The following is a 23,838-nucleotide window of genomic DNA, read 5'->3' as shown; positions in this document are numbered from 1 at the left end:
TGGCTATTATATGTAAGCATATAGTAGCCACTTTTTTAAAAAATAATTCGGAAACGCAAGCATTTTTTTGCGCCTCGCGAATTACTGGACGTCCGAAGCATGGTATACTTATGCAGGGCGGCGTACCGCGTCGCCACAACGGATGCTTCATTTTAGGTGCGGAACGAGCCGTGACCAGCGCCAACGTCGCTTGCGGTTAACGTAAGTTTACTTAGCGTTGTCAAAAGCTCAGCTTAACGGCCGGGTCGTTTACTCATAAATGTATTCCAAATTGTTTATTCCATTTATTTTGAGAGGAGAAACACATTACTAATGGCTAATACAAGAGAATTTTCACTCGATAAGACTCGTAACATTGGTATTATGGCCCATATCGATGCTGGTAAAACTACCACTACCGAACGTATCTTGTACTATACTGGTAAAATCCATAAAATTGGTGAAACCCATGATGGTGCTTCACAAATGGACTGGATGGCCCAAGAACAAGAACGTGGGATTACTATTACCTCTGCTGCGACTACCGCACAGTGGAAAAACCACCGGATCAACATCATCGATACTCCCGGACACGTGGACTTCACCGTCGAAGTTGAACGTTCACTCCGTGTGTTAGATGGTGCCATCGCCGTATTGGATGCCCAATCTGGTGTTGAACCCCAAACTGAAACGGTTTGGCGTCAAGCATCAACTTACAACGTTCCTCGGATCGTGTTCGTTAACAAGATGGACAAAATCGGTGCGGACTTCAAGTACTCTGTAAGTACGATTCATGATCGCTTACAAGCCAACGCCCACGCTATCCAATTACCAATTGGTGCCGAAGACAACTTCGAAGGGGTCATTGACTTAATCGAAATGAAGGCTGACCTTTATGATGAAGATCAACTTGGTACTGAATGGGATACGGTTGACGTTCCTGATGAATACAAAGAAGAAGCTGAAGCAGCTCGTGACGACTTGATCGAAGCTTTAGCTGATATCGATGATGGCATCATGGAAAAGTACCTTGGCGGTGAAGAAATTTCTAAAGACGAAATTAAAGCTGCTATCCGTAAAGGGACCTTATCATTGGAATTCTTCCCAGTTCTTGCTGGTTCTGCCTTCAAGAACAAGGGTGTTCAAATGTTAATGGACGCCGTTGTGGACTACTTACCATCACCACTTGATGTTAAGCCATACAAGGCTACTGATCCTGAAACTGATGAAGAAGTTGACTTGATTGCCGGTGACGACAAGCCATTTGCTGCCTTAGCATTTAAGGTTGCTACCGACCCATTCGTTGGTCGTTTGACTTTCATCCGGGTATATCAAGGAACGTTGGAATCTGGTTCATACGTCTTGAACGCAACTAAGGACAAGCGTGAACGGGTTGGTCGTTTGCTTCAAATGCATTCAAACCAACGTAAAGAAATCCCAGAAGTCTTCTCTGGTGATATCGCCGCTGCCATTGGTTTAAAGAACACCACGACTGGTGACTCGTTGACTTCCGTTGAACATCCATACCACTTGGAATCAATGGAATTCCCTGACCCAGTTATCCAGGTTGCCGTTGAACCTAAGACTAAGGCTGACCAAGACAAGATGAACGTTGCCTTACAAAAGCTTTCTGAAGAAGATCCAACTTTCAAGGCTGAAACTAACCCTGAAACTGGTGAAACTTTGATCGCCGGGATGGGTGAACTTCACTTGGATATCATCGTTGACCGGATGCGTCGTGAATTTAACGTTGAGGCTACTGTTGGTGCGCCACAAGTTTCATACCGTGAAACCTTCACGCAACCAACTAAGGTTCAAGGTAAATTCGTTCACCAATCTGGTGGTAAAGGTCAATATGGTGATGTTTGGATTGAATTCACACCTAACGAAGAAGGTAAAGGCTTCGAATTCGAAGATGCCATCGTTGGTGGGGTTGTTCCTCGTGAATACATTCCTTCAGTTGAACAAGGTTTGAAGGAAGCTATGGCTAACGGTGTGTTAGCTGGCTACCCATTAGTTGACGTTAAGGCTAAGCTCTATGATGGGTCTTACCATGATGTCGATTCTAGTGAAGCTGCCTTCAAGATTGCCGCTTCGTTAGCATTACGGAATGCCACTAAGAGTGCGGGCCCAGTTATTCTGGAACCAATCATGAAGGTGGACATCGTTGCCCCAGAAGATTACTTAGGTGATGTTATGGGTCACGTAACTGCTCGTCGTGGTAACATCGAAGGGATGGAAGAACGTGGGAACGCTCAAGAAGTTCACGCATTCGTACCATTGGCTGAAATGTTCGGTTACGCAACCACGTTACGTTCCGCAACTCAAGGCCGTGGGACCTTCACGATGACCTTTGACCATTACGAAAAGGTACCAAAGTCAGTTCAAGAAGATATTATCAAGAAGAACGGCGGCACTCCTGCCAAGTAAGCTTGAGGCTTTTAAAGCTCCGGACACGTGTCCGGGGCTTTTTTTGATTATAAGTTCAATGATGGTGAGCTGGTGATGGTGAGCGCGTCAATTCGGATTGATTATTATCAGTGAAACCGTTATTATAGTGATATTTATGAGAGTATTACTTTGGACATGAGGGGAGCAGGTTATCGGGATGAAATTTGATCGATGGTACGGGTTAGGTGGTTTTGCGCTAGTTTGGTTATTGCTTAGTTGGCAGTGGGCGAGCGTTAATGGCTTGTTGTTAATATTTACGTTAGTGTTTGGGCTACTGGGGTACGGCTACACGAAGCGATTATTAATGAATACTACGCGGCGCTCAAGGTTAGTTTCGGGCGGCCTGTTCATTTTACAGGCGCTGGTCTTGTTAATTGGCTTTAGTCTAGTGACGAGCCGGCTGGTAGACCCAGATTTTTCGGGCTTATATGGTAGCCAAGTTCAGCCGCTACTCGGATTGATGTGGCGCCTAGAAACGGGGGTCGCGGTTTGGCAGAACGTTTTCGCCGCGTTGTGGCCGTTAGGAATCACAATTTTGGGGTGGCTCCTGTGGGAACTCGTTGCGGCTGGCTTAGATTGGCAGCGACGCTCATTACGACGGGGGCTGGTTGGCTGGTCGTTACTCGTAATCGGGCTGAGCCTGGTGCTTAACCTGCCGTGGTTGCTGGGGGCCCAGCAGTCAGTGCCGACGAGTTTATATTTGATTCCGTTTGCACTCGGAAGTTGTTTAGCGACGCGGTCCGAACGCTCGGTTAGTCGCCAGCTAGTCAACACGCCGTTCGATTATTTAGTGGCGTTGCTATTGATGAGTGCGGGGATGATTGCGATGCTGAGTCTGAGGACCCTGCAGTCGCACTGGGGAACGTTAGCGGTGCTCTTGCTCGGGAGCTTAATAACCAGTTGGGGATTAATTAGCGCCCAGACGCAACCGTCAACGACGCACTATTGGCAAGGGTTACGAGGAAGTTTTGTGTTATACATAATTGCCGGGGCGAGTTTAACTTTGATTGCCAAGCGCGAGCGCTTGTGGACGGTTGGGTTAGCATTGCTCGTGGCGGCCATCGTCGTTATTTTTGACGGGTGGCTATACCGAAAGTGGCGTTCCGGCGCATTGGGGCGCCAATTGGGCGTTCAGCGCCGCTTACCGTGGATTGTGGGCGTAGCGGTCATGTTAGTTGCAATTTTGGGTAGCTTTTCAGCGTATCAGGCCAAACGGGTGGCCCACCCGAAGCCGGTAACGGCGCGGAATGCGACCGGTACGGCGGCCAAAGCAACCAAAGCAACTAAGTCGGCAAATTCAGCTAAACAGGCCAAAAAAACGGTTGCGGTTGATCCGGTAAAGCAGAAAGCGGCGCTAATGCGGTCGTGGCGGCAGATTATTGATCAACAAACGGTTAAGGTTGGGGTTGCGGTTTATGATGCCCAGACGAAGCAAAGTTATAGTTACACCAAGGATGCGGATGGGAGCGGCTTTTACGTTGCTAGTACCATTAAGGCTGGAATTTTGACGGAGTTATTACACCAACGTGATCAGGGCAACCTGACGTTTACGGAAAACGAACAGACGTTGGCAAAATCGATGATTCGGTATAGCGATAACGCGGCAGCGACGAGTTTGCTTGGCCAGGGACTCGGGAGCTACGGTGCACTAAACAACCTCTATCAGCAGTTAGGAATGACCAGTACGACCGCTAACCTAACGTCCTGGAGTATGACAAAAACGACGCCGGCGGACCAGGTTAAGTTGTTGCGGGCGATTTTCTACCCGTCCAATTATCTGAGTAAGCAGTCTAAACAAACGATTCAGCATCTAATGGGAACCGTGAGTGATGAGCAGAGCTGGGGTGTTTCACGTAGCGCCCCCGATTACCAGTTAAAAAATGGCTGGATGAATCTGAGCGATAATGGGTTGGGCTGGCAGGTTAATAGTATTGGCCACGTCTATGATGAAGCCAATGATGCGGACGGGTACGTCATTGCAATCTATACGAATCAGGACGCAACCATGCAGGACGGGGTCACCCTCGTTGAAAAGCTGGCGGCGGCTACTCGCAAAGTCCTATTACCAAATTAACGAAAAAGCGTGCCGGTTGCGGCGCGCTTTTTTTATACGCGACAACCAATACGAACTGTACTAATTTTTAGTGGCTAGATATGCTAAACTGACTATAAGAATTGAAATTGAAAGGCCCTATCAACTGAGGTGACGAAATGAAGTTCGATCGGTGGTATGGGTTAGGTTGGTTCAGCGTATTACTGGTGGGGATTAGCTGGCAATACGCGAGTTTTAATGGGGAAGTAATCAGTCTATGTCTGACCTACGGGTTACTCGGTTACGGCATGACGCGACAAGCATTAACGGCGACGACCGAAGGGGGACTGCGGCGCTGGAGTCTGACAGAAGTCGGCTTCTTATTGCAAGCGTTTTTAGTTGTGGCGCTTGGGAGTCTGATACTGGTGCTGACAACGACGCCGCGCTTTGCAACGTTAGCAGATTGGCAGCAGCAGTTACGACTGGCCGGGCTGTGGCCCATCAACGTGCCGGTCGTGGCCCTACTACTGGTTACGGTAACACTCGTCGGCCTTCAGCGGCGGGGATGGCGGTTACGCCAGGGCGTTGTGCGGGTGGCCCTCGCGCTTGGCGGTTTAATTTTGATCAGTCACGTGGGCTGGCTGACGGCGCGTGGGGCGCAAATGGCACCGAGTTTATACGGGTTACCGTTGGCGCTGGGAAGTTGCCTTGCAACGCGCCGGTTTCCAGCTGCGGCGCGCCCAACCGGGGAGCGGTTACCGGCATTTTGGTTCGCGGTAGCGAGCCTATTGGTAGTTATCATCCTTGGAATGAAGGGCGCGCCACTGACAGTCCACTGGCAACTATTAGCGGTGATTGTGCTGGTCAGCCTCATCGTGAGCTGGGCCGTTATTAACGCCCAAACGCGGGCACTGACGGTGCGTCACTGGCAAGTTTGGCGGGTACTCTTTATGAGCAGTCTATTATTAAGCGTCAACTTTACTTTGATCACCCGGGCGGGCTTGGGGCCTCGCATTATAACCGTTGGTTTAGTTTTGGTTGTCGCGCTGGCGGATACGTGGGGGTATCGCCGCTATCAGCGGCATAATTTAAATGCCAAGCAATTGACGATGGTCTTTGTTGGCCTTGGCGTGGTGCTGACGGGCGTTTTAGGGTGGCAGGTAAATCGGGTCACGGCAATTCAAACGCGCCACGGACAACCAGCGCACGCGGCGGTGGCGGTCAAGAAGACGGTGCCCTCGGCGACCAAAACGACGGCCAAAGCACCAACATCGCGGGCGCAAACTACGCCTGCCCAGCAAAAAGCTGCCCTGCAACGGCGCTGGCGTCAAATTATTGATGGTCAGGACGCGAAGGCCGGAATTGCGATTTATGATCTACATACGAAGCAAACGGTTAGCTATACCAAGGATCCGGACGGGAGTGGCTTTGTGATTGCCAGTACCGTTAAGGTCGGAATTTTAACGGAATTACTTCATCGGCGCGATCAGGGCCAGCTGACTTATCGCCAGCTGGATCAGAATGAGGCTGTGGAAATGATTCAAAATAGCGATAACCAGGCGGCGACCTATTTACTTAGTGAGCGGCTCGGGAGTTATGAAAGTCTGGGAAATCTGTATCACGCGCTAGGGATGACGCACACGACCGCTGATTCGGAGGCGTGGGGCATGTCAACTACGACGCCAAGTGACCAGTTGCGCTTGTTACGAACGGTTTATCAGCCCAATGATTATTTAAGTACGAAGTCGCAGCGGCACATTCAGGCGTTAATGAGTCAGGTGAGCTCGGATCAGGACTGGGGAATCTCTAAAGCGGCCGACGATTATCAGTTAAAGAATGGCTGGATTGATTCGCGCAGTGAGGGGAACGGCTGTCAAATTAATAGTATTGGTCGGGTCGACGGACCGTCTGGTTACTTGATTGCAATTTATACTAATCAGGATGAAACGATGGCTAGCGGCGTTCAGCTCGTGGAGAAGCTGGCCAAAGCAACGCACACCATTTTGCGGCCGTAGTCGCCTATGCGCAATCATTGTGAAAGCACAATGGTTGCGTTTTGTTAATAATAGGAAGAAAGTGATCAGCAACCGCAGACGCAAAGGCCGCTAGTACTTGCTCGCACGCGGATTTAGACGGTTGCGGTTACGCGTCCTTTCATTAGTGAAACTTGAAAGTGTAGAAGTCGGCGCTTTTTAATAAAAAGTGGTATGCTAGTCGCTGTTGGTTTTCGCTGGCTAATTACCAGCCGAGTTTTAAATTAATCATGGAAATGACTACTAATCAGTGCCAATCTATGTTACATTTATTGGTGCTGGTTCAAAAAAGGTAACGCGAGATACACGATGAGTAGAAAAAAGTGCGAAAGTACTTGCTATTACACAGCTTTTCATTTATTATAGATTGTGCTTGGTATTTCTGAGGGGGTTACTATACCCCCATCATCAAGTAGTCGTAGTTAGCTTTGATGTGAAAGGTTGCGACACGCCCGGCCACATTGTCATGGGACGTGGCGGTAATTTTCACGGAGCTAGTCTTATTTTCAAAATAGACGAAGGAGGTCACAACAATGGCAAACCAAAAAATTCGTATTCGCTTAAAGGCTTACGAACACCGTATTCTTGATCAGTCAGCTGACAAGATTGTCGAAACGGCAAAGAGAACTGGTGCTACTATCTCAGGTCCAATTCCTTTACCAACTGAACGGACGATTTACACCGTTTTACGTTCACCACATAAGTTTAAGGACTCACGTGAACAGTTCGAAATGCGGACTCACAAGCGGTTAATCGATATCGTTAACCCAACGCCAAAGACGGTCGACTCATTAATGAAGTTAGACTTGCCTAGCGGTGTTGACATTGAAATCAAGCTTTAATTTTTTAAATTAAAAATCAATTAAATGGAGGTGTACTCATGGCCACTAAAGGAATCTTAGGGAAAAAGGTAGGAATGACGCAAGTCTTCACCGAAGACGGGGAATTAATCCCAGTTACTGTCCTTGAAGTTCAACCTAACGTTGTGTTGCAAGTTAAGACTGTTGAAAACGACGGTTACGAAGCAATCCAATTAGGTGTGGATGACAAGCGTGAAGTCTTGACGAACAAACCTGCTCAAGGTCATGCAGCAAAAGCAAAAACGACTCCTAAGCGCTTCATTCGTGAAATTCGTAATGTTGAGCTTGGAGATTACACAGTAGGTGACGAAGTCAAGGCTGATATCTTTGCAGCCGGCGATGCAGTCGACGTTACGGGTATCACTAAAGGTCATGGTTACCAAGGTAACGTTCATAAGGACGGCCAACGTCGTGGTCCTATGGCCCACGGTTCTCGTTACCACCGTCGTCCAGGTTCATTAGGTGCCATCATCAACCGGGTCTTCAAAGGTAAGAAGTTACCAGGTCGGATGGGTAATCACCAACGGACGATGCAAAATTTACAAGTTGTTCGTGCCGATGTTGAAAACAACGTCTTATTAATTAAAGGGAACGTCCCTGGCGCAAACAAATCGTTTGTTACGGTTAAAACATCCGTAAAGAGTAAATAAAGGAAGGAGGACATAATACATGACTAGCGTAGCATTATACAAACAAGACGGGACGCAAAACGGTGACGTTACTTTGAATGACGCTGTGTTTGGTATCGAACCAAACGAAAACGTTGTTTATGACGCCATCTTGATGCAACGTGCATCAATGCGTCAAGGAACTCACGCTGTAAAGAACCGGAGTGCTCGTCGCGGTGGTGGTCGTAAACCATGGCGTCAAAAGGGTACTGGTCGTGCGCGTCAAGGTTCTATCCGTTCGCCACAATGGCGTAAAGGTGGGATCGTCTTCGGACCAACACCACGCTCATACAGCTACAAATTACCTAAGAAGGTTATGCGCTTAGCTTTGAAGTCTGTCCTTTCTCAAAAGGTCGCAGATCAAAACTTAGTTGCCGTTGAAGCTTTGGCTTTCGACCAACCTAAGACTAAGGAATTTGCTAACGTATTAAACAACCTCAATGTAGACACCAAGACTCTTGTTTTGGTTGAAGAGGACAATGAAAAGGCTGCTTTGGCAGGTCGTAACTTACCAAATGTTAAGATCCTTAAAGCCAAAGGTGTTAACGTCTTAGATGTTGCTAATAGTGACAAATTAGTCGTTACCCAAAAAGCCCTCGATCAATTAGGGGAGGCGCTCGCATAATGGAAGCACGCGATGTAATTTTACGTCCTGTAATTACTGAAGCATCAATGGCTGACTTGGACGACAAGCGCTATACATTTGATGTCAACGTACAGGCTACGAAAACACAAGTTAAAAAAGCTATCGAAGAAATCTTCGATGTTAAGGTCGTTAAGGTTAACGTTATGAACGTTAACGGTAAGCTTAAGCGCCAAGGTCGTTACGCCGGCTACACTAAGAAGCGTCGTAAGGCCATTGTTACCTTAAGCGCCGATTCGAACGAAATTAAATTGTTCAACGACGATCAACAATAAATCTAATTTAGGAGGTCACTCTAGTGGGTATTAAGAAGTATAAACCAACCACTAACGGCCGTCGTAATATGACTGCTTCAGATTTCTCTGAAATCACTAAGACGAAGCCAGAAAAGTCATTATTAGACTCACAAAGTCACACGGCTGGTCGTAACAGTTACGGTCACATTACTGTGCGTCACCGTGGCGGTGGTCATAAACAACAATACCGTTTGGTTGACTTTAAGCGGATCAAGGACGATGTTCCAGCAACCGTTAAAGCAATCGAATATGATCCAAACCGGACTGCAAACATTGCTTTGTTAGTTTACGCTGATGGGGTTAAGTCCTACATTTTAGCACCAAAAGGTTTGGAAGTTGGCATGTCAGTTCAATCAGGTGCCGAAGCCGATATTAAAGTTGGTAACGCATTGCCATTGACTAACATCCCAGTTGGTACCGTTATTCATAACATTGAATTGAAGCCTGGTAAGGGTGGACAATTAGCACGTTCTGCTGGTGCGTCTGCACAATTACTTGGTAAGGAAGGCAAGTACGCAATCGTTCGTTTGTCTTCTGGTGAAGTTCGCTTAGTTCTATTAACTAGCCGTGCTACGATTGGTACTGTTGGTAACGAACAACACGAATTAATCAATTCTGGTAAGGCCGGCCGGACTCGTTGGCAAGGTAAGCGTCCAACGGTTCGTGGGTCTGTAATGAACCCTAACGATCACCCTCATGGTGGTGGTGAAGGTAAAGCGCCAATCGGTCATCCATCTCCAATGTCTCCATGGGGTAAGAAGACTCTTGGTAAGAAGACTCGGAACACCAAAGCTCGTTCAAACAAGCTTATTGTTCGTGGTCGTCGCCCAGGCAAACACTAATTATATTTGAATTTACTGTAGTTCTCGAGAGGAGGTCACACGATGGGTCGTAGTTTAAAGAAGGGACCTTTCGCAGATCAGCATCTTTTAAACAAGATCGATGCACAATCTGATTCTGACAAGAAATCTGTCATCAAGACGTGGTCACGTCGTTCAACAATTTTCCCAAGTTTTATTGGGTACACTATCGCTGTATATGATGGGCGCAAGCATGTCCCAGTTTACATCCAAGACGATATGGTTGGTCATAAGTTAGGTGAATTTGTACCTACACGGACTTTCCATGGTCACGGTACTGACGATAAGAAAACGAAGTAGTTAGGAGGATAAAAGAATGGCTGAACAAGTAACATCTGCACGTGCAACTGCAAAAACTGTTCGGATTGCCGCTCGTAAGGTCCGCCTAGTCGTTGATCTTATCAGAGGTAAGAGCGTTGCTGAAGCTTTAGCAACTTTGAAGTTCACTCCACGGGGTGCATCTCCAGTAGTTGAAAAAGTATTGCTTTCAGCAGTTGCTAACGCTGAAAATAACTTTGACTTAGATCGTGAAGATTTGGTCGTAAGCGAAGCCTTTGTTAACGAAGGACCAACCTTAAAACGGTTCCGTCCACGGGCAAAGGGTTCTGCTTCCCCAATCAACAAGCGGACAAGCCACATCACGATCACAGTTACTGAAAAATAGGAGGGATAACGCGTGGGTCAAAAAGTAAATCCAACCGGATTACGTGTAGGAATCATTCGTGACTGGGAAGCAAAATGGTACGCTGAAAAAGATTTTGCTGCCTACTTAAACGAAGATTTACGCATCCGTAAGTATATCGAACAACGACTTGCCGACGCTTCCGTCTCCACCGTTGAAATCGAACGCGCTGCAAACCGCGTGAACATTTCAATCCATACCGCAAAGCCAGGGATGGTTATTGGTAAGGGTGGTTCTGAAGTTGAAGCACTTCGTAAAGAATTAAACAATTTAACTGGTAAGCGAGTACACATCAACATCATCGAAATCAAGAAGCCTGATTTAGATGCTAAATTAGTTGGTGAAAGTATTGCGCGTCAATTGGAAGGCCGGGTTGCTTTCCGTCGTGCAATGCGTGGCGCAATGCAACGTACGATGCGTTCAGGCGCTAAGGGTATTAAAGCTCAGGTTGCTGGTCGTTTGAACGGTGCCGACATGTCACGTGTCGAAACTTATTCAGACGGTACTGTTCCGTTGCATACGCTCCGTGCGGACATTGATTACGCATGGGTTGAAGCACGGACGACTTACGGTAAGTTAGGTGTTAAGACCTGGATCTACCGTGGCGAAATCTTGCCAGAAAAGAAATCTGCTAAAGGAGGAAACTAAACATGCTGGTACCTAAACGGGTTAAGTACCGTCGTGTTCACCGTGGTAAAATGCGCGGTGAAGCTAAAGGCGGTAAAACAGTTGCTTTTGGTGATTTTGGGTTACAAACCCTTGAATCACACTGGATCAGCAACCGGCAGATTGAAGCTGCCCGTGTTGCTATGAACCGTTACATGAAGCGTGGCGGTAAGGTATGGATTAAGATTTTCCCTCACAAGTCCTACACTGAAAAAGGTGTCGGTGTCCGGATGGGTAATGGGAAAGGTACTCCTGCAGGTTGGGTTGCCCCAGTAAAGCGTAACAAGGTTATGTTTGAAGTCGGTGGCGTTTCCGAAGAAGTTGCTCGCGAAGCTTTGCGCTTAGCCGGCACTAAGTTACCTGTGAAAACTAAGATTGTTAAGCGCGAGGAAGTAGGTGGCGAATCAGATGAAGGCTAAGGAAATTAAAGCATTGTCCACTGCTGAAATGCTCGAAAAAGAAAAGTCTTACAAAGACGAACTTTTCAACTTGCGTTTTCAATTGGCCACTGGTCAGCTTGAAAACACCGCTCGTTTAAAGCAAGTTCGTAAGAATATCGCGCGCATTAAAACTGCGTTGCGTGAACAAGAGTTAAACAAGTAGAGTATAAAGGAGGCAATCACGAATGAGTGAAGATACTCGGAACAGCCGTAAGGTTATCCAAGGACGCGTCGTTTCCGACAAGATGGATAAAACAATCGTTGTCGTACGCGAAACTTACAAGAACCATCCGGTTTACGGTAAGCGTGTCCGTTATTCAAAGAAATACAAGGCTCATGATGAAAACAATGAAGCCCACATTGGCGATATCGTCAAGATCATGGAAACTCGTCCTCTTTCAGCTACTAAGCGTTTCCGCTTACTTGAAGTCGTTCAAAAAGCTGTTATTATCTAGTTTAAGCTGAATAAAATTACATGAAGGGAGGACACTTAACGTGATCCAACAAGAAAGTCGTTTAAAAGTTGCTGACAACTCCGGTGCCCGTGAAATCCTTACTATTAAGGTATTAGGTGGCTCTGGTCGTAAAACTGCTAACATTGGGGATATCATCGTTGCGACGGTCAAGCAAGCAACACCCGGTGGTGTTGTCAAAGCTCATGACGTTGTTAAGGCTGTGATCGTCCGGACTAAGTCTGGTGTTCACCGCGCTGACGGTTCATACATCAAGTTTGACGAAAATGCTGCAGTTATTATTCGCGATGACAAGACGCCTCAAGGTACTCGTATCTTTGGCCCCGTTGCTCGTGAATTACGTGATAAAGACTTTATGCGCATCGTTTCATTAGCGCCAGAAGTACTTTAGTCTCACACCGTAAATAAGGAGGTGCGCAACCTAATGTTGATTAAAACTGGTGATAAAGTTCGTGTAATCAGCGGTAAGGATCGTGGTCAAGAAGGTACTGTTAAAAAGGTACTCGTTGCCAAGAACCGTGTCGTTGTCGAAGGTGTTAACAAGATCAAGAAACACCAAAAGCCTACGAACGTTAACCCACAAGGCGGTATCGTGGATGTCGAAGCGCCAATCGCTGCTTCAAACGTCATGTTCCTTGACCCATCGACCAACGAACCTACTCGTTTAGGTGTTCGTCGCGAAGATGATGGCAAGCGTGTCCGTTTTGCTAAAAAGTCTGGTAAAGACTTAGAAAACTAATACTGACTGAAAGGAGGAAGCAAGTTTCATGGAAAACCGTTTAAAAGCTCAATATGAAAAAGAAATCGTCCCAGCCTTAGTTGACAAGTTCAACTACACTTCAGTAATGCAAGTGCCAAAGCTGGCAAAGATCGTTTTGAACATGGGTGTTGGTGATGCAGTCACTAACGCTAAAAACTTAGACGAAGCAGTTGAAGAATTGACTTTGATCTCCGGTCAAAAACCATTGGTTACCCGGGCAAAGAAATCTATCGCTGGTTTCCGTCTTCGTGAAGGTATGGCAATTGGTGCCAAGGTTGACTTACGTGGCGAACGCATGTATGACTTCTTAGATAAGTTGATCAACGTTTCATTACCACGTGTTCGTGACTTCCATGGTGTAAGTACCCGTTCATTTGATGGTCGCGGTAACTACACGTTGGGTGTCCGTGAACAATTGATCTTCCCAGAAATCAACTATGATAATGTTAACCGTGTTCGCGGTTTAGACATTGTAATTGTCACAACAGCTGATAGTGATGAAGAATCACGTGAGTTGTTAACTCAATTTGGCATGCCATTTGCCAAATAACCGAAGGGGGTTAATCGAAGTTGGCTAAAAAATCACAAATTGCTAAACAAAAACGTGGCGCAAAGTTTAACGTACAAAACTACACGCGTTGCGAACGTTGTGGTCGTCCACATTCAGTTTACCGTAAATTCCACTTGTGCCGTATCTGCTTACGCGACCTGGCCCACAAAGGTCAAATCCCTGGTATGAAAAAGGCCAGCTGGTAAAAAAGAACCCAAGTTAAAGGAGGTTAAACTTTCATGATGACTGATCCAATCGCAGATTTCTTGACTCGTATCCGTAACGCAAACATGGTACGCCACGATTCATTAGAAGTTCCTGCATCAAATATCAAACGCAACATTGCTGAAATTTTAAAGAATGAAGGTTTTGTTCGCGATGTTGAATACATCGATGATGACAAACAGGGCATCATCCGTGTCTTCTTGAAGTATGGTAAGGATAACGAACGGGTTATTTCTGGTTTGAAGCGGATTTCAAAGCCAGGTTTACGCTCATACGTTAAGGCTGATGCTGTTCCTAAGGTATTAAACGGTTTAGGGATTGCTATCATCTCAACTTCAGAAGGCGTTATTACTGACAAAGAAGCTCGCGCTAAGAAGCTTGGCGGCGAAGTTTTAGCTTACGTTTGGTAAGATTTAATTAAGACGGGAGGTGCAAATAAGTGAGTCGTATTGGTAATAAAGTAATTGAATTACCCGCAGGGGTAGAAGTATCACAAGCTGGTGAAGTCGTTACGGTTAAGGGACCTAAGGGGACGTTAACGCGGAACATCTCTAGCGAAATTACGATGACGGTTGAAGGCAACGAAGTTAAATTCACGCGCCCAACTGATGATTACAAGATGAAGGCATTACACGGAACTACGCGTGCAAATGTCAACAACATGGTTGAAGGGGTCACTCAAGGCTTTACTAAGAACCTTCAATTGGTCGGTGTTGGTTACCGTGCCCAATTGCAAGGCAAGAAGTTAGTATTGACGGTTGGTTATTCCCATCCTGTTGAATTTGAAACGCCAGAAGGCCTCACAGTTGAAGTTCCTGACAACACGCACATCAATATCTCTGGTATTGGTAAGCAAGCGGTTGGTGACTTTGCTGCTGAAGTTCGGGCAATTCGTTCACCTGAACCTTACAAAGGTAAAGGGATTCGTTACGTCGATGAATATGTTCGTCGTAAGGAAGGTAAGACTGGTAAATAATGCAGCTTAATGCTGTCCATACTAATATATAGAGGTGACTATTGTGATTTCAAAACCAGATAAGAATCAAACCCGCCAACGTCGTCATGCACGCGTTCGTGGTAAAATCTCTGGTACTGCTGAGCGCCCACGCTTAAATGTTTATCGTTCAAACAAAAACATCTACGCTCAAGTTATTGATGATGTAGAGGGTGTAACGCTCGCAAGTGCCTCAACTTTAGATAGCGAAGTTAAGGGTAACAACAAGACCGAACAAGCTGCTTCAGTTGGTGAAGTTGTTGCTAAACGTGCTGCTGAAAAGAAGATCTCTGACGTAGTCTTTGATCGTGGCGGTTACTTATATCACGGTCGGGTTCAAGCTTTGGCTGAAGCTGCTCGTGAAAACGGACTTAAATTCTAACAAAGGAGGAATAATACCATATGACTTTCATTGATCCATCAAAATTAGATCTTGACGATAACGTTGTTGCCATCAACCGGATTACTAAAGTTGTTAAAGGTGGTCGTCGCTTACGTTTTGCTGCTTTAGTAATCGTTGGTGACCACAAAGGACACGTTGGTTTCGGTACTGGTAAAGCTCAAGAAGTTCCAGAAGCAATTCGGAAAGCTTCCGAAGCTGCTAAAAAGAACTTGATCACTGTACCAATGGTTGGTACCACCATTCCTCATGAAACAATTGGTGTTTACGGTGGTGGTCGCATCATGCTTAAGCCTGCCGTTGAAGGTTCTGGGGTTGCCGCTGGTGGCGCCGTTCGTGCCGTCATGGAATTGGCTGGCGTTGACGATGTTACTAGTAAGCGCCTTGGCTCCAACACACCAGTTAACGTTGTACGTGCAACGTTCGAAGGTTTGAAGAGCTTGAAGACTGCTGAACAAATCGCTGCTTTACGTGGTGTCTCAGCTGAACATTTAGCTGAATAATAGGAGGACAAACAACATGGCTCAATTAAAGATCACTTTAGTTCGCAGCGCAGCTCACCGTCTTCCTAAGCAACGTAAAATTGTGAAGGAATTAGGCTTAAACCGGATCAACAGCTCCGTTGTTAAACCTAATGACGCAGCAACTCGCGGACAAATTTTCCACATCGCACACTTAGTCGATGTCGAAATCATCAAGTAATTTAAATTTTCTAAGAGGAGGTGCCTACTAAATGAAGTTACATGAATTACAAGCAAGTGAAGGATCACGTTTTACTCGTCGTCGCATTGGTCGTGGTGACTCAAGTGGCCATGGTAAGACTTCTGGTCGTGGCCAAAAGGGTCAAAAGGCTCGTGGTAAAGTTCGTGTAGGGTTCGAAGGTGGCCAAATGCCATTGTATCGTCGGATTCCAAAGCGTGGATTTACTAACATTAACCGTAAAGAATATGCGGTTGTTAACCTTGACGGCTTAAACCGGTTTGATGATGGTGCAGAAGTAACACCAGAATCAATGAAGGAAGCTGGCTTAGTTAAGAAGAGTGCTGCCGTTAAAGTTCTTGGTAATGGTAAACTCAACAAAAAATTAACAGTTAAGGCAAGCAAGTTCTCTGCAACGGCGGTTGCAGCTATTGAAGCTGCTGGCGGTAAAACTGAGGTGATCTAATTTGCTGACTACCATGAAGAACGCTCTCAAAGTAAAGGATATTCGGAATAAACTTCTGTTCACATTGGGCGTTTTGATTGTATTTCGTCTTGGCTCTTATATCACAGTTCCGGGCGTTAACGCGCAGGCGCTTCAATCGATTGCGTCGTCGGGACTGATAAGTATGTTGAATACATTCAGTGGTGGCGGTTTAACAAATTATTCCATCCTTGCTATGGGGGTATCCCCTTATATCACGGCACAAATCATTGTACAATTGCTTCAAATGGACATTGTTCCTAAGTTTGTTGAATGGGGGAAGCAAGGTGAAGTTGGTCGACGGAAGCTTAATCAAGCGACGCGTTGGTTAACAATTGCCTTAGCGTTCCTGCAATCAATCGGGATCACTGCCGGGTTTAACTCCTTAAGTCAACTTAAGTTAGTTGATAATCCGAGTGTTAGCACGTACCTGACGATTGGGATTATCCTGACCGGTGGGGCAATGTTAACCACTTGGATGGGGGATATGATTACGGACCGCGGGATTGGTAATGGGGTTTCCATTATCATCTTCGCCGGAATCATTGCTCGGATGCCTACCTCGATTTATCAAATTTATCAAGAACAGTTCGTGAACGTTGCAAAGAGTCAGTGGTGGCAGAGTGGCTTGTTTGTCGTTGGATTATTATTGATTGTTCTAATCATCGTCATGTTTGTGACCTGGGTTGAACAAGCTAATGATCGAATTCCAATTCAATACACGCGCCGTGCAGCCGGTGCACCTGACAGTAGTTATTTACCACTGAAGGTGAACGTTGCCGGGGTTATTCCCGTTATTTTCGCGAGTTCTTTTATCGCAACGCCGCAAACGATTTTACTCGGTTTCCAATCCAGTCATGGTGACGAAACTTGGTACACAGTGATGAGTAATATTTTTAACATGCAGTCAACGACCGGTGCGATTTTATACACCGTACTGATCGTGCTCTTCACGTTCTTCTACGCGTTCGTTCAGGTCAATCCTGAAAAACTCTCTAAGAACTTGCAAAAGCAAGGCAGCTATATTCCTGGTGTTTGGCCAGGTAAAGATACTCAGGACTGGGTTTCAAAATTGTTGATGCGATTAAGTACCGTTGGGTCACTTTACCTTGGATTAATTTCCTTGATTCCATTATTAGCTTCTGATATTTGGGGCTTGGATGAATCCATTGGTTTAGGTGGGACTAGCCTACTGATCGTTGTCGGGGTTGCCCTTGAAACAATTCGTCAAATTAAAGGATTAATGATGAAACGTGACTATGTCGGTTTTATCCGTTAATCAGCGAATGTGTTGGGGAGACTCAGCACATTTGTGCATTTAGGAGGAAAAAACATGGCAACAATGAACCTGATTTTAATGGGACTTCCGGGTGCCGGTAAGGGTACTCAAGCTCAAAAGATCCTCGAAGATTTTGATATTCCGCATATCTCTACTGGGGACATCTTCCGGGCAGCAATTAAGAACGAAACTAAAATGGGCCTTGAAGCTAAAAAGTATATCGATGCTGGTAATTTGGTACCGGACGAAGTCACTAACGGCATCGTTCGTGACCGGTTAGCAGAAGCGGATACGAAAAACGGCTTCTTGCTTGATGGTTATCCACGTAACATTGATCAAGCACACGCTTTAAAGCAAATCGGTGAAGCACTCAACAAGCCGTTGGACGGGGTGATTAACATTCACGTTGAACCAAGTGTGTTAGTTGAACGCTTATCTGGACGCTTCATCTGCCGGAAATGTGGTGCAACTTACCATAAGTTGTACAACAAGCCGAAGGTTGAAGGGACTTGCGATGTGTGTGGTGGTCATGATTTCTATCAACGTGATGATGACAAGCCCGCAACCGTTAAGAATCGCTTAGACGTGAACGTTAAGTTGAACACGCCTTTGATTGATTATTACGGTCAAGAAAAATTATTATACAATGTTGACGGTGACCGCGACATTGATGATGTTTACCAAGATATTAAACATATTCTTGATAACCTTTAAAGCTAGTGCTCCGAAGGGATGGCGTTTGCTTTTCAAATGCCGTTGTGATAAACTTATTCAGGTTTAGCCGTTGACTGGTTTAATATTTTCTTAATATTATGATTAGACAATGACTGGTTCGAAAAGCGGACCAACAACGTGGCGACACGTAACCATATAATAAGGAGGGACAATAGTTGGCAAAGGAAGACGTCATCGAGATTCAAGGGACCATTAAAGAAACGTTGCCCAACGCAATGTTTAAGGTCGAACTTGAAAACGGCGCTGAAATCTTGGCACACGTTTCCGGTAAAATTCGAATGCACTACATTCGGATCCTGCCAGGTGACAAGGTTACAGTCGAAATGTCACCTTATGATTTAACTAAGGGCCGGATTACCTACCGTTTCAAGTAGGACCGACGCTTCGTACCTTATAGGAGGTAAAATTCATGAAAGTAAGACCATCTGTAAAGCCAATGTGCGAACACTGCAAAGTTATTCGTCGTAAAGGCCGCGTGATGATTATCTGCTCTGCTAACCCAAAGCATAAGCAGCGCCAAGGTAAATAATTTAATTAAGTTGGAGGTGAACAATTAATGGCTCGTATTGAAGGGATCGACTTACCACGTGACAAGCGAATTGTCATTGGTTTAACATACATCTACGGTATCGGTACTACTTCTGCACAAAAGATTTTGGCAGAAGCAGGCGTTTCTGAAGACGTTCGTGTACGTGACTTAACTCCTGATCAAGAAGATAAGATCCGTGCCGTCGTTGACGGTTACAAGACTGAAGGTGACTTACGCCGTGAAGTCAGCATGAACATCAAGTTATTGCAAGAAATCGGTTCATACCGTGGGATGCGTCACCGTCGTGGGTTGCCTGTTCGTGGTCAACACACGAAGAACAACGCACGTACTCGTAAGGGTAAAAAGGTCAGCATCGCTGGACGTAAAAAATAATTATAAGGGAGGTTTTCGAATTTTATGGCAACTAGAAAGACAACCCGTCGTCGTCGGGTAAAAAAGAACATTGAATCCGGTGTTGCTCACATCCATTCAACGTTCAACAACACGCTTGTTATGATCACTGACATGCAAGGGAACGCCGTTGCATGGTCATCAGCTGGTTCATTAGGTTTCAAGGGTTCACGTAAGTCTACTCCATTTGCTGCTCAAATGGCCGCAGAAGCTGCTGCTAAGGCATCAATGGAACATGGCATGAAGACTGTTGAAGTCGCTGTTAAGGGTCCTGGTTCAGGTCGTGAAGCTGCAATCCGTGCTTTACAAGCTACTGGTTTGGAAGTTAGTGCAATTCGCGATGTTACACCAGTTCCTCATAATGGTTCTCGTCCTCCGAAGCGCCGTCGTGTTTAATCTGTGACGTTCATTTTGAGGGCAAACTTCATTGTGTACGCACATCTCCAAACACCGCGCGTTTTGAAAGGGGTAAAAGATAAGAATGATTGAATTTGAAAAACCTAACATTCATAAAATTGATGAAAACGACAACTATGGTAAGTTTGTTGTAGAACCACTTGAACGTGGTTATGGTACAACTTTAGGGAATTCACTTCGTCGGATTCTTCTTTCTTCTTTACCTGGCGCTGCTGTTACCAGTATTCAAATTGATGGGGTTCTTCATGAATTTTCAACGATTGAAGGCGTAACGGAAGACGTTACGGCTATCATCTTGAACGTTAAGAAGATCGCTCTTAAGCTGAGTTCAGACGAAACTAAGACGTTGGAAATCGACGTTAAGGGGCCTGCGAACGTTACTGCCGGTGACATCATTGGCGACGCAGACGTTGAAGTCTTGAATCCAGATTTACCAATTTGTACCGTAGCAGACGGTGCACACTTCCATATGCGTATGACCGCTAATACTGGTCGTGGTTATGTTTCCGCTGAGGATAACAAACATCGTGAAGATGATATGCCAATTGGCGTTTTAGCTGTCGATTCATTGTATTCACCAATTGAACGGGTTAACTACCAAGTAGAAACTACCCGGGTTGGTCAACGCGATGATTTTGATAAGTTGACCTTAGACGTTTGGACAAATGGTTCAATCACGCCAAGTGAAGCCATTAGTTTGTCAGCCAAAATCCTGACTGATCACCTTTCAATCTTCGTCAATCTCACCGATGAAGCTAAGAACACTGACGTGATGGTTGAGAAGGAAGAAACGCATAAGGAAAAAATGTTAGAAATGACGATCGAAGAGTTAGACTTATCGGTTCGTTCATATAATTGTTTGAAGCGTGCTGGTATCAACACGGTTCAAGAGTTAACTAACAAAACTGAAGCTGATATGATGAAGGTTCGCAACCTTGGACGCAAGTCACTCGAAGAAGTTAAAGCAAAATTAGCTGACCTCGGGTTATCATTACGCAAAGAAGACTAATACAAGGGAGGATATCCGTTCATGAGTTACCGTAAATTACAACGTACTAGTTCACAACGTCGTGCCTTACTTCGTGATTTAACGACTTCATTGATCGTTAACGGTAAGATCGAAACGACCGAAGCACGTGCTAAGGAAGTTCGCTCAACCGCTGACCAAATGATCACGTTGGCAAAGAAGGGCGATTTAAGCGCCCGTCGTCAAGCTGCTACTTTCATGCGTGACGTCGTTGCCGATGTTAAAGAAGATGGCGACAACGTGGCTGTACAAACCGCTTTGCAAAAGCTATTTAGTGACTTAGGTCCTCAATACGCTGACCGCAATGGTGGTTACACACGAATTTACAAGACTATGCCTCGCCGTGGTGACGGTGCACAAATGGTTGTCTTGGAACTCGTTGACTAACTAAATTGTTTTACGGATCACTGGGATTGATGATTGACGGACGCTACGATGGTGGTTATTGCTTGCAATAGCTCAGTCTAGTTCGGAAGTCATTTATGGTAAACATAGATGGCATATCTTAATCCAAGTGATTTTTTTTGGCGAAAAAGCTGACTAAAAGTCGGGAATGGCCCCCAACACTACGTTGCGGTCATTCCCGACTTTTTTGCGCGCGTTTACGATCAACATTCCGAAGCTATCGGGGAGTTCCGTAAAGTTGACCGTTCATGAAGGGGCCCGTAGGCAATCTAATTGTAAGCGGTTTAATCGCTTTCTAGCTAAAGTTGCGTAAATTAAAATCTTCTCGTATATTGAAGTTGTTAGCGATTACATTGACGAAAGGGTGTTGAGCCATGCAATTATATCAAGGAACCGGAACAACCGGGCATATTTTCCAAGCGAGTAATCAAACCATTACTAACTTAGTGTTAGCACGTGGACAGCGATTGGCCAGTCACCACGTCCCGTACACGGTCGTCGTCGTTCCCGTCCGGGGTCGGATTCAGTTTACCGGGGCGGATTTTGATCAGGAAATCTATCCAGGTAAAGTCGTTCGCATGCAACCAGACGAGGCTCACGCGCTCTATGCACTTGAGGATAGCGAATTAATGGTCGTTAAGTCGGCCCTCGTACCAGCCGTTAAACCAGCTGGATTGAAGTAGACGAATAGAAGCGAAAGCTCCCGCAGCGGCAAGTTGTCGTTACGGGAGCTTTATTTAGTTTAGTTGTGACGTCGTAGTAACTGGGTAGTTAAGTGAATCAAATCATCCTTGGCGGAATCGGCGGGCAACTTGCGTAAGTGCTGCAAGGCCGTTTCCGTATATTCAGTGGCTAAGCGCTGAGCGCGCGTCACCCCGCCAGCTTGAATAACTAACTGCTGAACTTGTTGCCGTTGTTCCGGCGTAATTGCCCCTTGGAGGCGCATTAGCGGTAGTAATTCGCGCCGGGCGTCCGTTTGTAAGGCAAAGATTAACGGCGACGTATAGACGCCCTCAGCAACGTCCTCGAGGATTGGTTTACCAAGCTGCGTAGCATCTTCGCGGTAGTCCAGAATATCATCCAAAATTTGGAAAGCCATCCCAATTGCTAAGCCGGCTTTGCGAGCCCGCTCAGAAAAGCGCGCGCTTTGGCCGGATTCGTAGGCGCCCAAAAAGCAACTGAGTGCAAAGAGTTCGGCCGTCTTACCTTGGATCTGTTCGAGGTACTGATCCATCGTAATGTCAATTCGGTAGTGCCGGTCCTTTTGTTGGACTTCACCAATCAGAATTTTTTCCATATTAACGGAATTAAGTTGAATACTTTTAAAGCTACTAGAATAATGCGATAAGATCTTAAAGACGACGACAAATAGGTAATCGCCCGCGTAAACGGCAATATCCTTACCAAAGCGCTGTTGAATGCTAGCGTGGTGGCGGCGCATGGCAGCGTCGTCAATGATATCGTCATGAATCAGCGTGGCGGTATGCAACGTCTCCAGCGCTGCCGCCAATGCGATCATCCGTTGCCGGTCCGTCGTCTTAAATTGTGAGAATAAGAGGCAGTAAGCGGGCCGGAGTAGTTTACCACCTCCATGAATCATTTCCAGAATGGCATCGTTGATGGCGCTATCATCGAGATGGATGTTGTGCGTCATTAGCTGCATCACTTGCTGCAGTTCCGGTTGTAACGCCGGATAATCGTGCCAAATTGGATGTAATTTAGTTGCCGATTGCATAAAAACGTTACTCCTTTGTTTGTCTTGAGTGTTGTTCGTGGTTAAAACGCAGGTACCGTAAAGTGGTGACGTGCGTAAAGAGATAGTTAGCGGCAATCCCGAGTGCAATCCCGGCCGCAATCCCAATGATCGAGAGAACCGGTAAGTAGAGCATAACCGTCCAGGTTTGGGCGACCAGGCTTGCAACGAGTAATTGGCCAACGTTGTGCATGACGCCCCCGGTTGCGGAAATGCCGATGATGCTAACCCGTTTAGGTCCAAGCTGTTTGACAAGCAACATGCTAAACAAACTCAGAAACGCGCCCCCAAAGCTGTACATAAACGTTGATAGCGTTCCACCGAGGAGGGCGGTTAGAATTAACCGCAACCAGGTCAGCGTGATGACGTCGCGAAACGACAGGGTGAAGATGGCGACAATGGTAATCAGGTTAGCTAGTCCCAACTTGGCTCCGGGCGCAAAGGCAAACGGAAAGGGAATCATGCGTTCTAAAATTCCGATAATGACGCCTTGCGCAACGAGGAGGGCAATGTAGATATTGCGATGAGTTTTATTTGATTGTTCAAATGAATTATTCAATGGTTTTACTCCGTAACCAGACCGTTCCCACCAGATTTAACGTGACCAGTATTAGATTTAATCTGCACGAGCACTTTGTGTGGCAGGCAAACGATGGTCTGTCCAGGTTTATGGATCCAACCGCGTCGAACGCAAACCTGGTCACCACAGTTAGCTTTAGTAATGGCGACCCGCTTGGGTTTAAACGTGACGGTGTTCGAATGACCATCCGCGTCTTGATAAGTGTAGTGCTTTGTCGTGGTTAAGCGGGTGATATTGACCCGTTTCAACACCTTACCATCGTGGGACACGACTGCCGTGTACTGCGGTTGGCGTCTTTTTTGCGCTTTGCGCTTAGCCACTAGGGCCGCGTGTTCGGCCTGTTGCTTTTGCTGGTACGAAAATACTGCCAGTGGGGTAAACGATAAAATAATTAAGGCAATAATAATAATGATATCGAATGGCCGAATCATGTTACCGTAGCGTTTCAGCATTCGGACCATGGCCCGTAGTCTTTTCATCGTTATGGCCCTCCTTTAATAGCGACAT

The 23,838-nt window shown here is 46.0% G+C and carries 36 protein-coding genes; 33 read left to right on the top strand and 3 right to left on the bottom strand.

Annotation, left to right across the window (positions count from 1 at the left end):
* Window positions 1-312: 312 nt before the first annotated feature.
* From fusA to FFM79_RS00800, 33 genes are all read left to right on the top strand, one after another.
* The gene (gene fusA, locus FFM79_RS00960) at window positions 313-2,409 is read left to right on the top strand and encodes an elongation factor G (RefSeq protein WP_137641604.1); all 2,097 of its coding nucleotides are present in this window, start codon (window positions 313-315) and stop codon (window positions 2,407-2,409) included.
* Window positions 2,410-2,587: 178 nt separating this feature from the next.
* The gene (locus tag FFM79_RS00955) at window positions 2,588-4,504 is read left to right on the top strand and encodes a serine hydrolase (RefSeq protein WP_137641603.1); all 1,917 of its coding nucleotides are present in this window, start codon (window positions 2,588-2,590) and stop codon (window positions 4,502-4,504) included.
* 137 nt (window positions 4,505-4,641) lie between these two features.
* Window positions 4,642-6,477: a serine hydrolase gene (locus tag FFM79_RS00950; RefSeq protein ID WP_137641602.1), complete on the top strand. Its 1,836-nt coding sequence runs from the start codon at window positions 4,642-4,644 to the stop codon at window positions 6,475-6,477.
* Window positions 6,478-7,028: 551 nt separating this feature from the next.
* Window positions 7,029-7,337 (top strand): 30S ribosomal protein S10, encoded by a 309-nt coding sequence (rpsJ, locus tag FFM79_RS00945; protein ID WP_137641601.1) that lies wholly within the window; start codon window positions 7,029-7,031, stop codon window positions 7,335-7,337.
* A gap of 38 nt (window positions 7,338-7,375) precedes the next feature.
* Entirely contained in the window at window positions 7,376-8,005 is a 630-nt protein-coding gene (rplC, locus tag FFM79_RS00940; RefSeq protein ID WP_137641600.1) for a 50S ribosomal protein L3, read from the top strand.
* A 19-nt stretch (window positions 8,006-8,024) separates the two neighbouring features.
* Window positions 8,025-8,648: a 50S ribosomal protein L4 gene (gene rplD / locus FFM79_RS00935; protein ID WP_137641599.1), complete on the top strand. Its 624-nt coding sequence runs from the start codon at window positions 8,025-8,027 to the stop codon at window positions 8,646-8,648.
* Window positions 8,648-8,941: a 50S ribosomal protein L23 gene (gene rplW / locus FFM79_RS00930; RefSeq protein ID WP_137641598.1), complete on the top strand. Its 294-nt coding sequence runs from the start codon at window positions 8,648-8,650 to the stop codon at window positions 8,939-8,941. Before rplD ends, rplW begins: the two co-directional genes overlap by 1 nt.
* Window positions 8,942-8,964: 23 nt before the next feature.
* Window positions 8,965-9,804 carry a 50S ribosomal protein L2 gene (gene rplB, locus FFM79_RS00925; RefSeq protein ID WP_137641597.1) on the top strand — a complete coding sequence of 280 codons (840 nt, stop codon included), beginning with the start codon at window positions 8,965-8,967 and terminating at the stop codon, window positions 9,802-9,804.
* A gap of 42 nt (window positions 9,805-9,846) precedes the next feature.
* Entirely contained in the window at window positions 9,847-10,122 is a 276-nt protein-coding gene (gene rpsS / locus FFM79_RS00920; protein WP_137641596.1) for a 30S ribosomal protein S19, read from the top strand.
* Window positions 10,123-10,138: 16 nt separating this feature from the next.
* On the top strand, window positions 10,139-10,486 hold the full coding sequence (gene rplV, locus FFM79_RS00915) for a 50S ribosomal protein L22 (protein WP_057706094.1): 348 nt from the start codon (window positions 10,139-10,141) through the stop codon (window positions 10,484-10,486).
* Between the two features lie 12 nt (window positions 10,487-10,498).
* Window positions 10,499-11,152: a 30S ribosomal protein S3 gene (gene rpsC / locus FFM79_RS00910; protein WP_137641595.1), complete on the top strand. Its 654-nt coding sequence runs from the start codon at window positions 10,499-10,501 to the stop codon at window positions 11,150-11,152.
* Window positions 11,153-11,154: 2 nt separating this feature from the next.
* Complete coding sequence (gene rplP, locus FFM79_RS00905; protein WP_137641594.1) at window positions 11,155-11,589, top strand: 50S ribosomal protein L16; 435 nt, start codon at window positions 11,155-11,157, stop codon at window positions 11,587-11,589.
* Window positions 11,579-11,773, top strand: coding sequence for a 50S ribosomal protein L29 (gene rpmC / locus FFM79_RS00900; protein ID WP_024624521.1), 195 nt, complete (start codon window positions 11,579-11,581; stop codon window positions 11,771-11,773). Before rplP ends, rpmC begins: the two co-directional genes overlap by 11 nt.
* Before the next feature lie 22 nt (window positions 11,774-11,795).
* Entirely contained in the window at window positions 11,796-12,065 is a 270-nt protein-coding gene (gene rpsQ, locus FFM79_RS00895; RefSeq protein ID WP_137641593.1) for a 30S ribosomal protein S17, read from the top strand.
* Window positions 12,066-12,105: 40 nt separating this feature from the next.
* Window positions 12,106-12,474, top strand: a complete 369-nt coding sequence (gene rplN / locus FFM79_RS00890) for a 50S ribosomal protein L14 (RefSeq protein ID WP_003638070.1) — start codon at window positions 12,106-12,108, stop codon at window positions 12,472-12,474.
* Window positions 12,475-12,507: 33 nt separating this feature from the next.
* The gene (gene rplX, locus FFM79_RS00885; RefSeq protein ID WP_137641592.1) at window positions 12,508-12,822 is read left to right on the top strand and encodes a 50S ribosomal protein L24; all 315 of its coding nucleotides are present in this window, start codon (window positions 12,508-12,510) and stop codon (window positions 12,820-12,822) included.
* Between the two features lie 28 nt (window positions 12,823-12,850).
* Window positions 12,851-13,393 (top strand): 50S ribosomal protein L5, encoded by a 543-nt coding sequence (gene rplE, locus FFM79_RS00880; protein ID WP_003638072.1) that lies wholly within the window; start codon window positions 12,851-12,853, stop codon window positions 13,391-13,393.
* Between the two features lie 20 nt (window positions 13,394-13,413).
* Window positions 13,414-13,599, top strand: a complete 186-nt coding sequence (locus FFM79_RS00875) for a type Z 30S ribosomal protein S14 (protein WP_003638073.1) — start codon at window positions 13,414-13,416, stop codon at window positions 13,597-13,599.
* A gap of 33 nt (window positions 13,600-13,632) precedes the next feature.
* A complete protein-coding gene (gene rpsH, locus FFM79_RS00870) occupies window positions 13,633-14,028 on the top strand; it encodes a 30S ribosomal protein S8 (RefSeq protein WP_137641591.1) in 396 nt (131 codons plus the stop codon).
* A gap of 29 nt (window positions 14,029-14,057) precedes the next feature.
* Entirely contained in the window at window positions 14,058-14,594 is a 537-nt protein-coding gene (rplF, locus tag FFM79_RS00865; protein ID WP_137641590.1) for a 50S ribosomal protein L6, read from the top strand.
* Window positions 14,595-14,628: 34 nt separating this feature from the next.
* Entirely contained in the window at window positions 14,629-14,994 is a 366-nt protein-coding gene (gene rplR / locus FFM79_RS00860; protein WP_307722437.1) for a 50S ribosomal protein L18, read from the top strand.
* Window positions 14,995-15,014: 20 nt separating this feature from the next.
* Window positions 15,015-15,515: a 30S ribosomal protein S5 gene (rpsE, locus tag FFM79_RS00855; RefSeq protein ID WP_137641588.1), complete on the top strand. Its 501-nt coding sequence runs from the start codon at window positions 15,015-15,017 to the stop codon at window positions 15,513-15,515.
* A gap of 16 nt (window positions 15,516-15,531) precedes the next feature.
* The gene (gene rpmD / locus FFM79_RS00850) at window positions 15,532-15,714 is read left to right on the top strand and encodes a 50S ribosomal protein L30 (protein ID WP_137641587.1); all 183 of its coding nucleotides are present in this window, start codon (window positions 15,532-15,534) and stop codon (window positions 15,712-15,714) included.
* Window positions 15,715-15,745: 31 nt separating this feature from the next.
* Window positions 15,746-16,177: a 50S ribosomal protein L15 gene (gene rplO, locus FFM79_RS00845; protein ID WP_137641586.1), complete on the top strand. Its 432-nt coding sequence runs from the start codon at window positions 15,746-15,748 to the stop codon at window positions 16,175-16,177.
* 1 nt (window position 16,178) lies between these two features.
* The gene (secY, locus tag FFM79_RS00840; RefSeq protein ID WP_137641585.1) at window positions 16,179-17,474 is read left to right on the top strand and encodes a preprotein translocase subunit SecY; all 1,296 of its coding nucleotides are present in this window, start codon (window positions 16,179-16,181) and stop codon (window positions 17,472-17,474) included.
* A gap of 63 nt (window positions 17,475-17,537) precedes the next feature.
* Entirely contained in the window at window positions 17,538-18,188 is a 651-nt protein-coding gene (locus FFM79_RS00835; RefSeq protein ID WP_307723034.1) for an adenylate kinase, read from the top strand.
* Between the two features lie 176 nt (window positions 18,189-18,364).
* A complete protein-coding gene (infA, locus tag FFM79_RS00830; RefSeq protein ID WP_003638082.1) occupies window positions 18,365-18,583 on the top strand; it encodes a translation initiation factor IF-1 in 219 nt (72 codons plus the stop codon).
* Between the two features lie 35 nt (window positions 18,584-18,618).
* Window positions 18,619-18,738 (top strand): 50S ribosomal protein L36, encoded by a 120-nt coding sequence (gene rpmJ, locus FFM79_RS00825; protein ID WP_003638083.1) that lies wholly within the window; start codon window positions 18,619-18,621, stop codon window positions 18,736-18,738.
* A 27-nt stretch (window positions 18,739-18,765) separates the two neighbouring features.
* Complete coding sequence (rpsM, locus tag FFM79_RS00820) at window positions 18,766-19,131, top strand: 30S ribosomal protein S13 (RefSeq protein WP_137641583.1); 366 nt, start codon at window positions 18,766-18,768, stop codon at window positions 19,129-19,131.
* A 24-nt stretch (window positions 19,132-19,155) separates the two neighbouring features.
* On the top strand, window positions 19,156-19,545 hold the full coding sequence (gene rpsK / locus FFM79_RS00815) for a 30S ribosomal protein S11 (RefSeq protein WP_003638085.1): 390 nt from the start codon (window positions 19,156-19,158) through the stop codon (window positions 19,543-19,545).
* An 85-nt stretch (window positions 19,546-19,630) separates the two neighbouring features.
* Complete coding sequence (locus FFM79_RS00810; RefSeq protein ID WP_137641582.1) at window positions 19,631-20,575, top strand: DNA-directed RNA polymerase subunit alpha; 945 nt, start codon at window positions 19,631-19,633, stop codon at window positions 20,573-20,575.
* A 21-nt stretch (window positions 20,576-20,596) separates the two neighbouring features.
* Window positions 20,597-20,980: a 50S ribosomal protein L17 gene (rplQ, locus tag FFM79_RS00805; protein ID WP_137641581.1), complete on the top strand. Its 384-nt coding sequence runs from the start codon at window positions 20,597-20,599 to the stop codon at window positions 20,978-20,980.
* 392 nt (window positions 20,981-21,372) lie between these two features.
* Complete coding sequence (locus tag FFM79_RS00800; protein WP_137641580.1) at window positions 21,373-21,681, top strand: cupin domain-containing protein; 309 nt, start codon at window positions 21,373-21,375, stop codon at window positions 21,679-21,681.
* 59 nt (window positions 21,682-21,740) lie between these two features.
* Here FFM79_RS00800 and FFM79_RS00795 read toward each other — a convergent pair whose 3' ends face one another.
* The 3 genes from FFM79_RS00795 to FFM79_RS00785 are packed head-to-tail and all read right to left on the bottom strand — an operon-like array spanning window position 21,741 to window position 23,810.
* A complete protein-coding gene (locus tag FFM79_RS00795; protein ID WP_137641579.1) occupies window positions 21,741-22,733 on the bottom strand; it encodes a polyprenyl synthetase family protein in 993 nt (330 codons plus the stop codon).
* A gap of 7 nt (window positions 22,734-22,740) precedes the next feature.
* Window positions 22,741-23,310, bottom strand: coding sequence for a Gx transporter family protein (locus tag FFM79_RS00790; protein ID WP_137641578.1), 570 nt, complete (start codon window positions 23,308-23,310; stop codon window positions 22,741-22,743).
* 5 nt (window positions 23,311-23,315) lie between these two features.
* Window positions 23,316-23,810 (bottom strand): NusG domain II-containing protein, encoded by a 495-nt coding sequence (locus FFM79_RS00785; RefSeq protein WP_137641577.1) that lies wholly within the window; start codon window positions 23,808-23,810, stop codon window positions 23,316-23,318.
* Window positions 23,811-23,838 lie beyond the last annotated feature (28 nt).

The organism is Lactiplantibacillus modestisalitolerans (assembly GCF_005405425.1).
Lineage (GTDB): Bacteria > Bacillota > Bacilli > Lactobacillales > Lactobacillaceae > Lactiplantibacillus > Lactiplantibacillus modestisalitolerans.
This window is presented reverse-complemented; position numbering and strand designations above follow the sequence as displayed.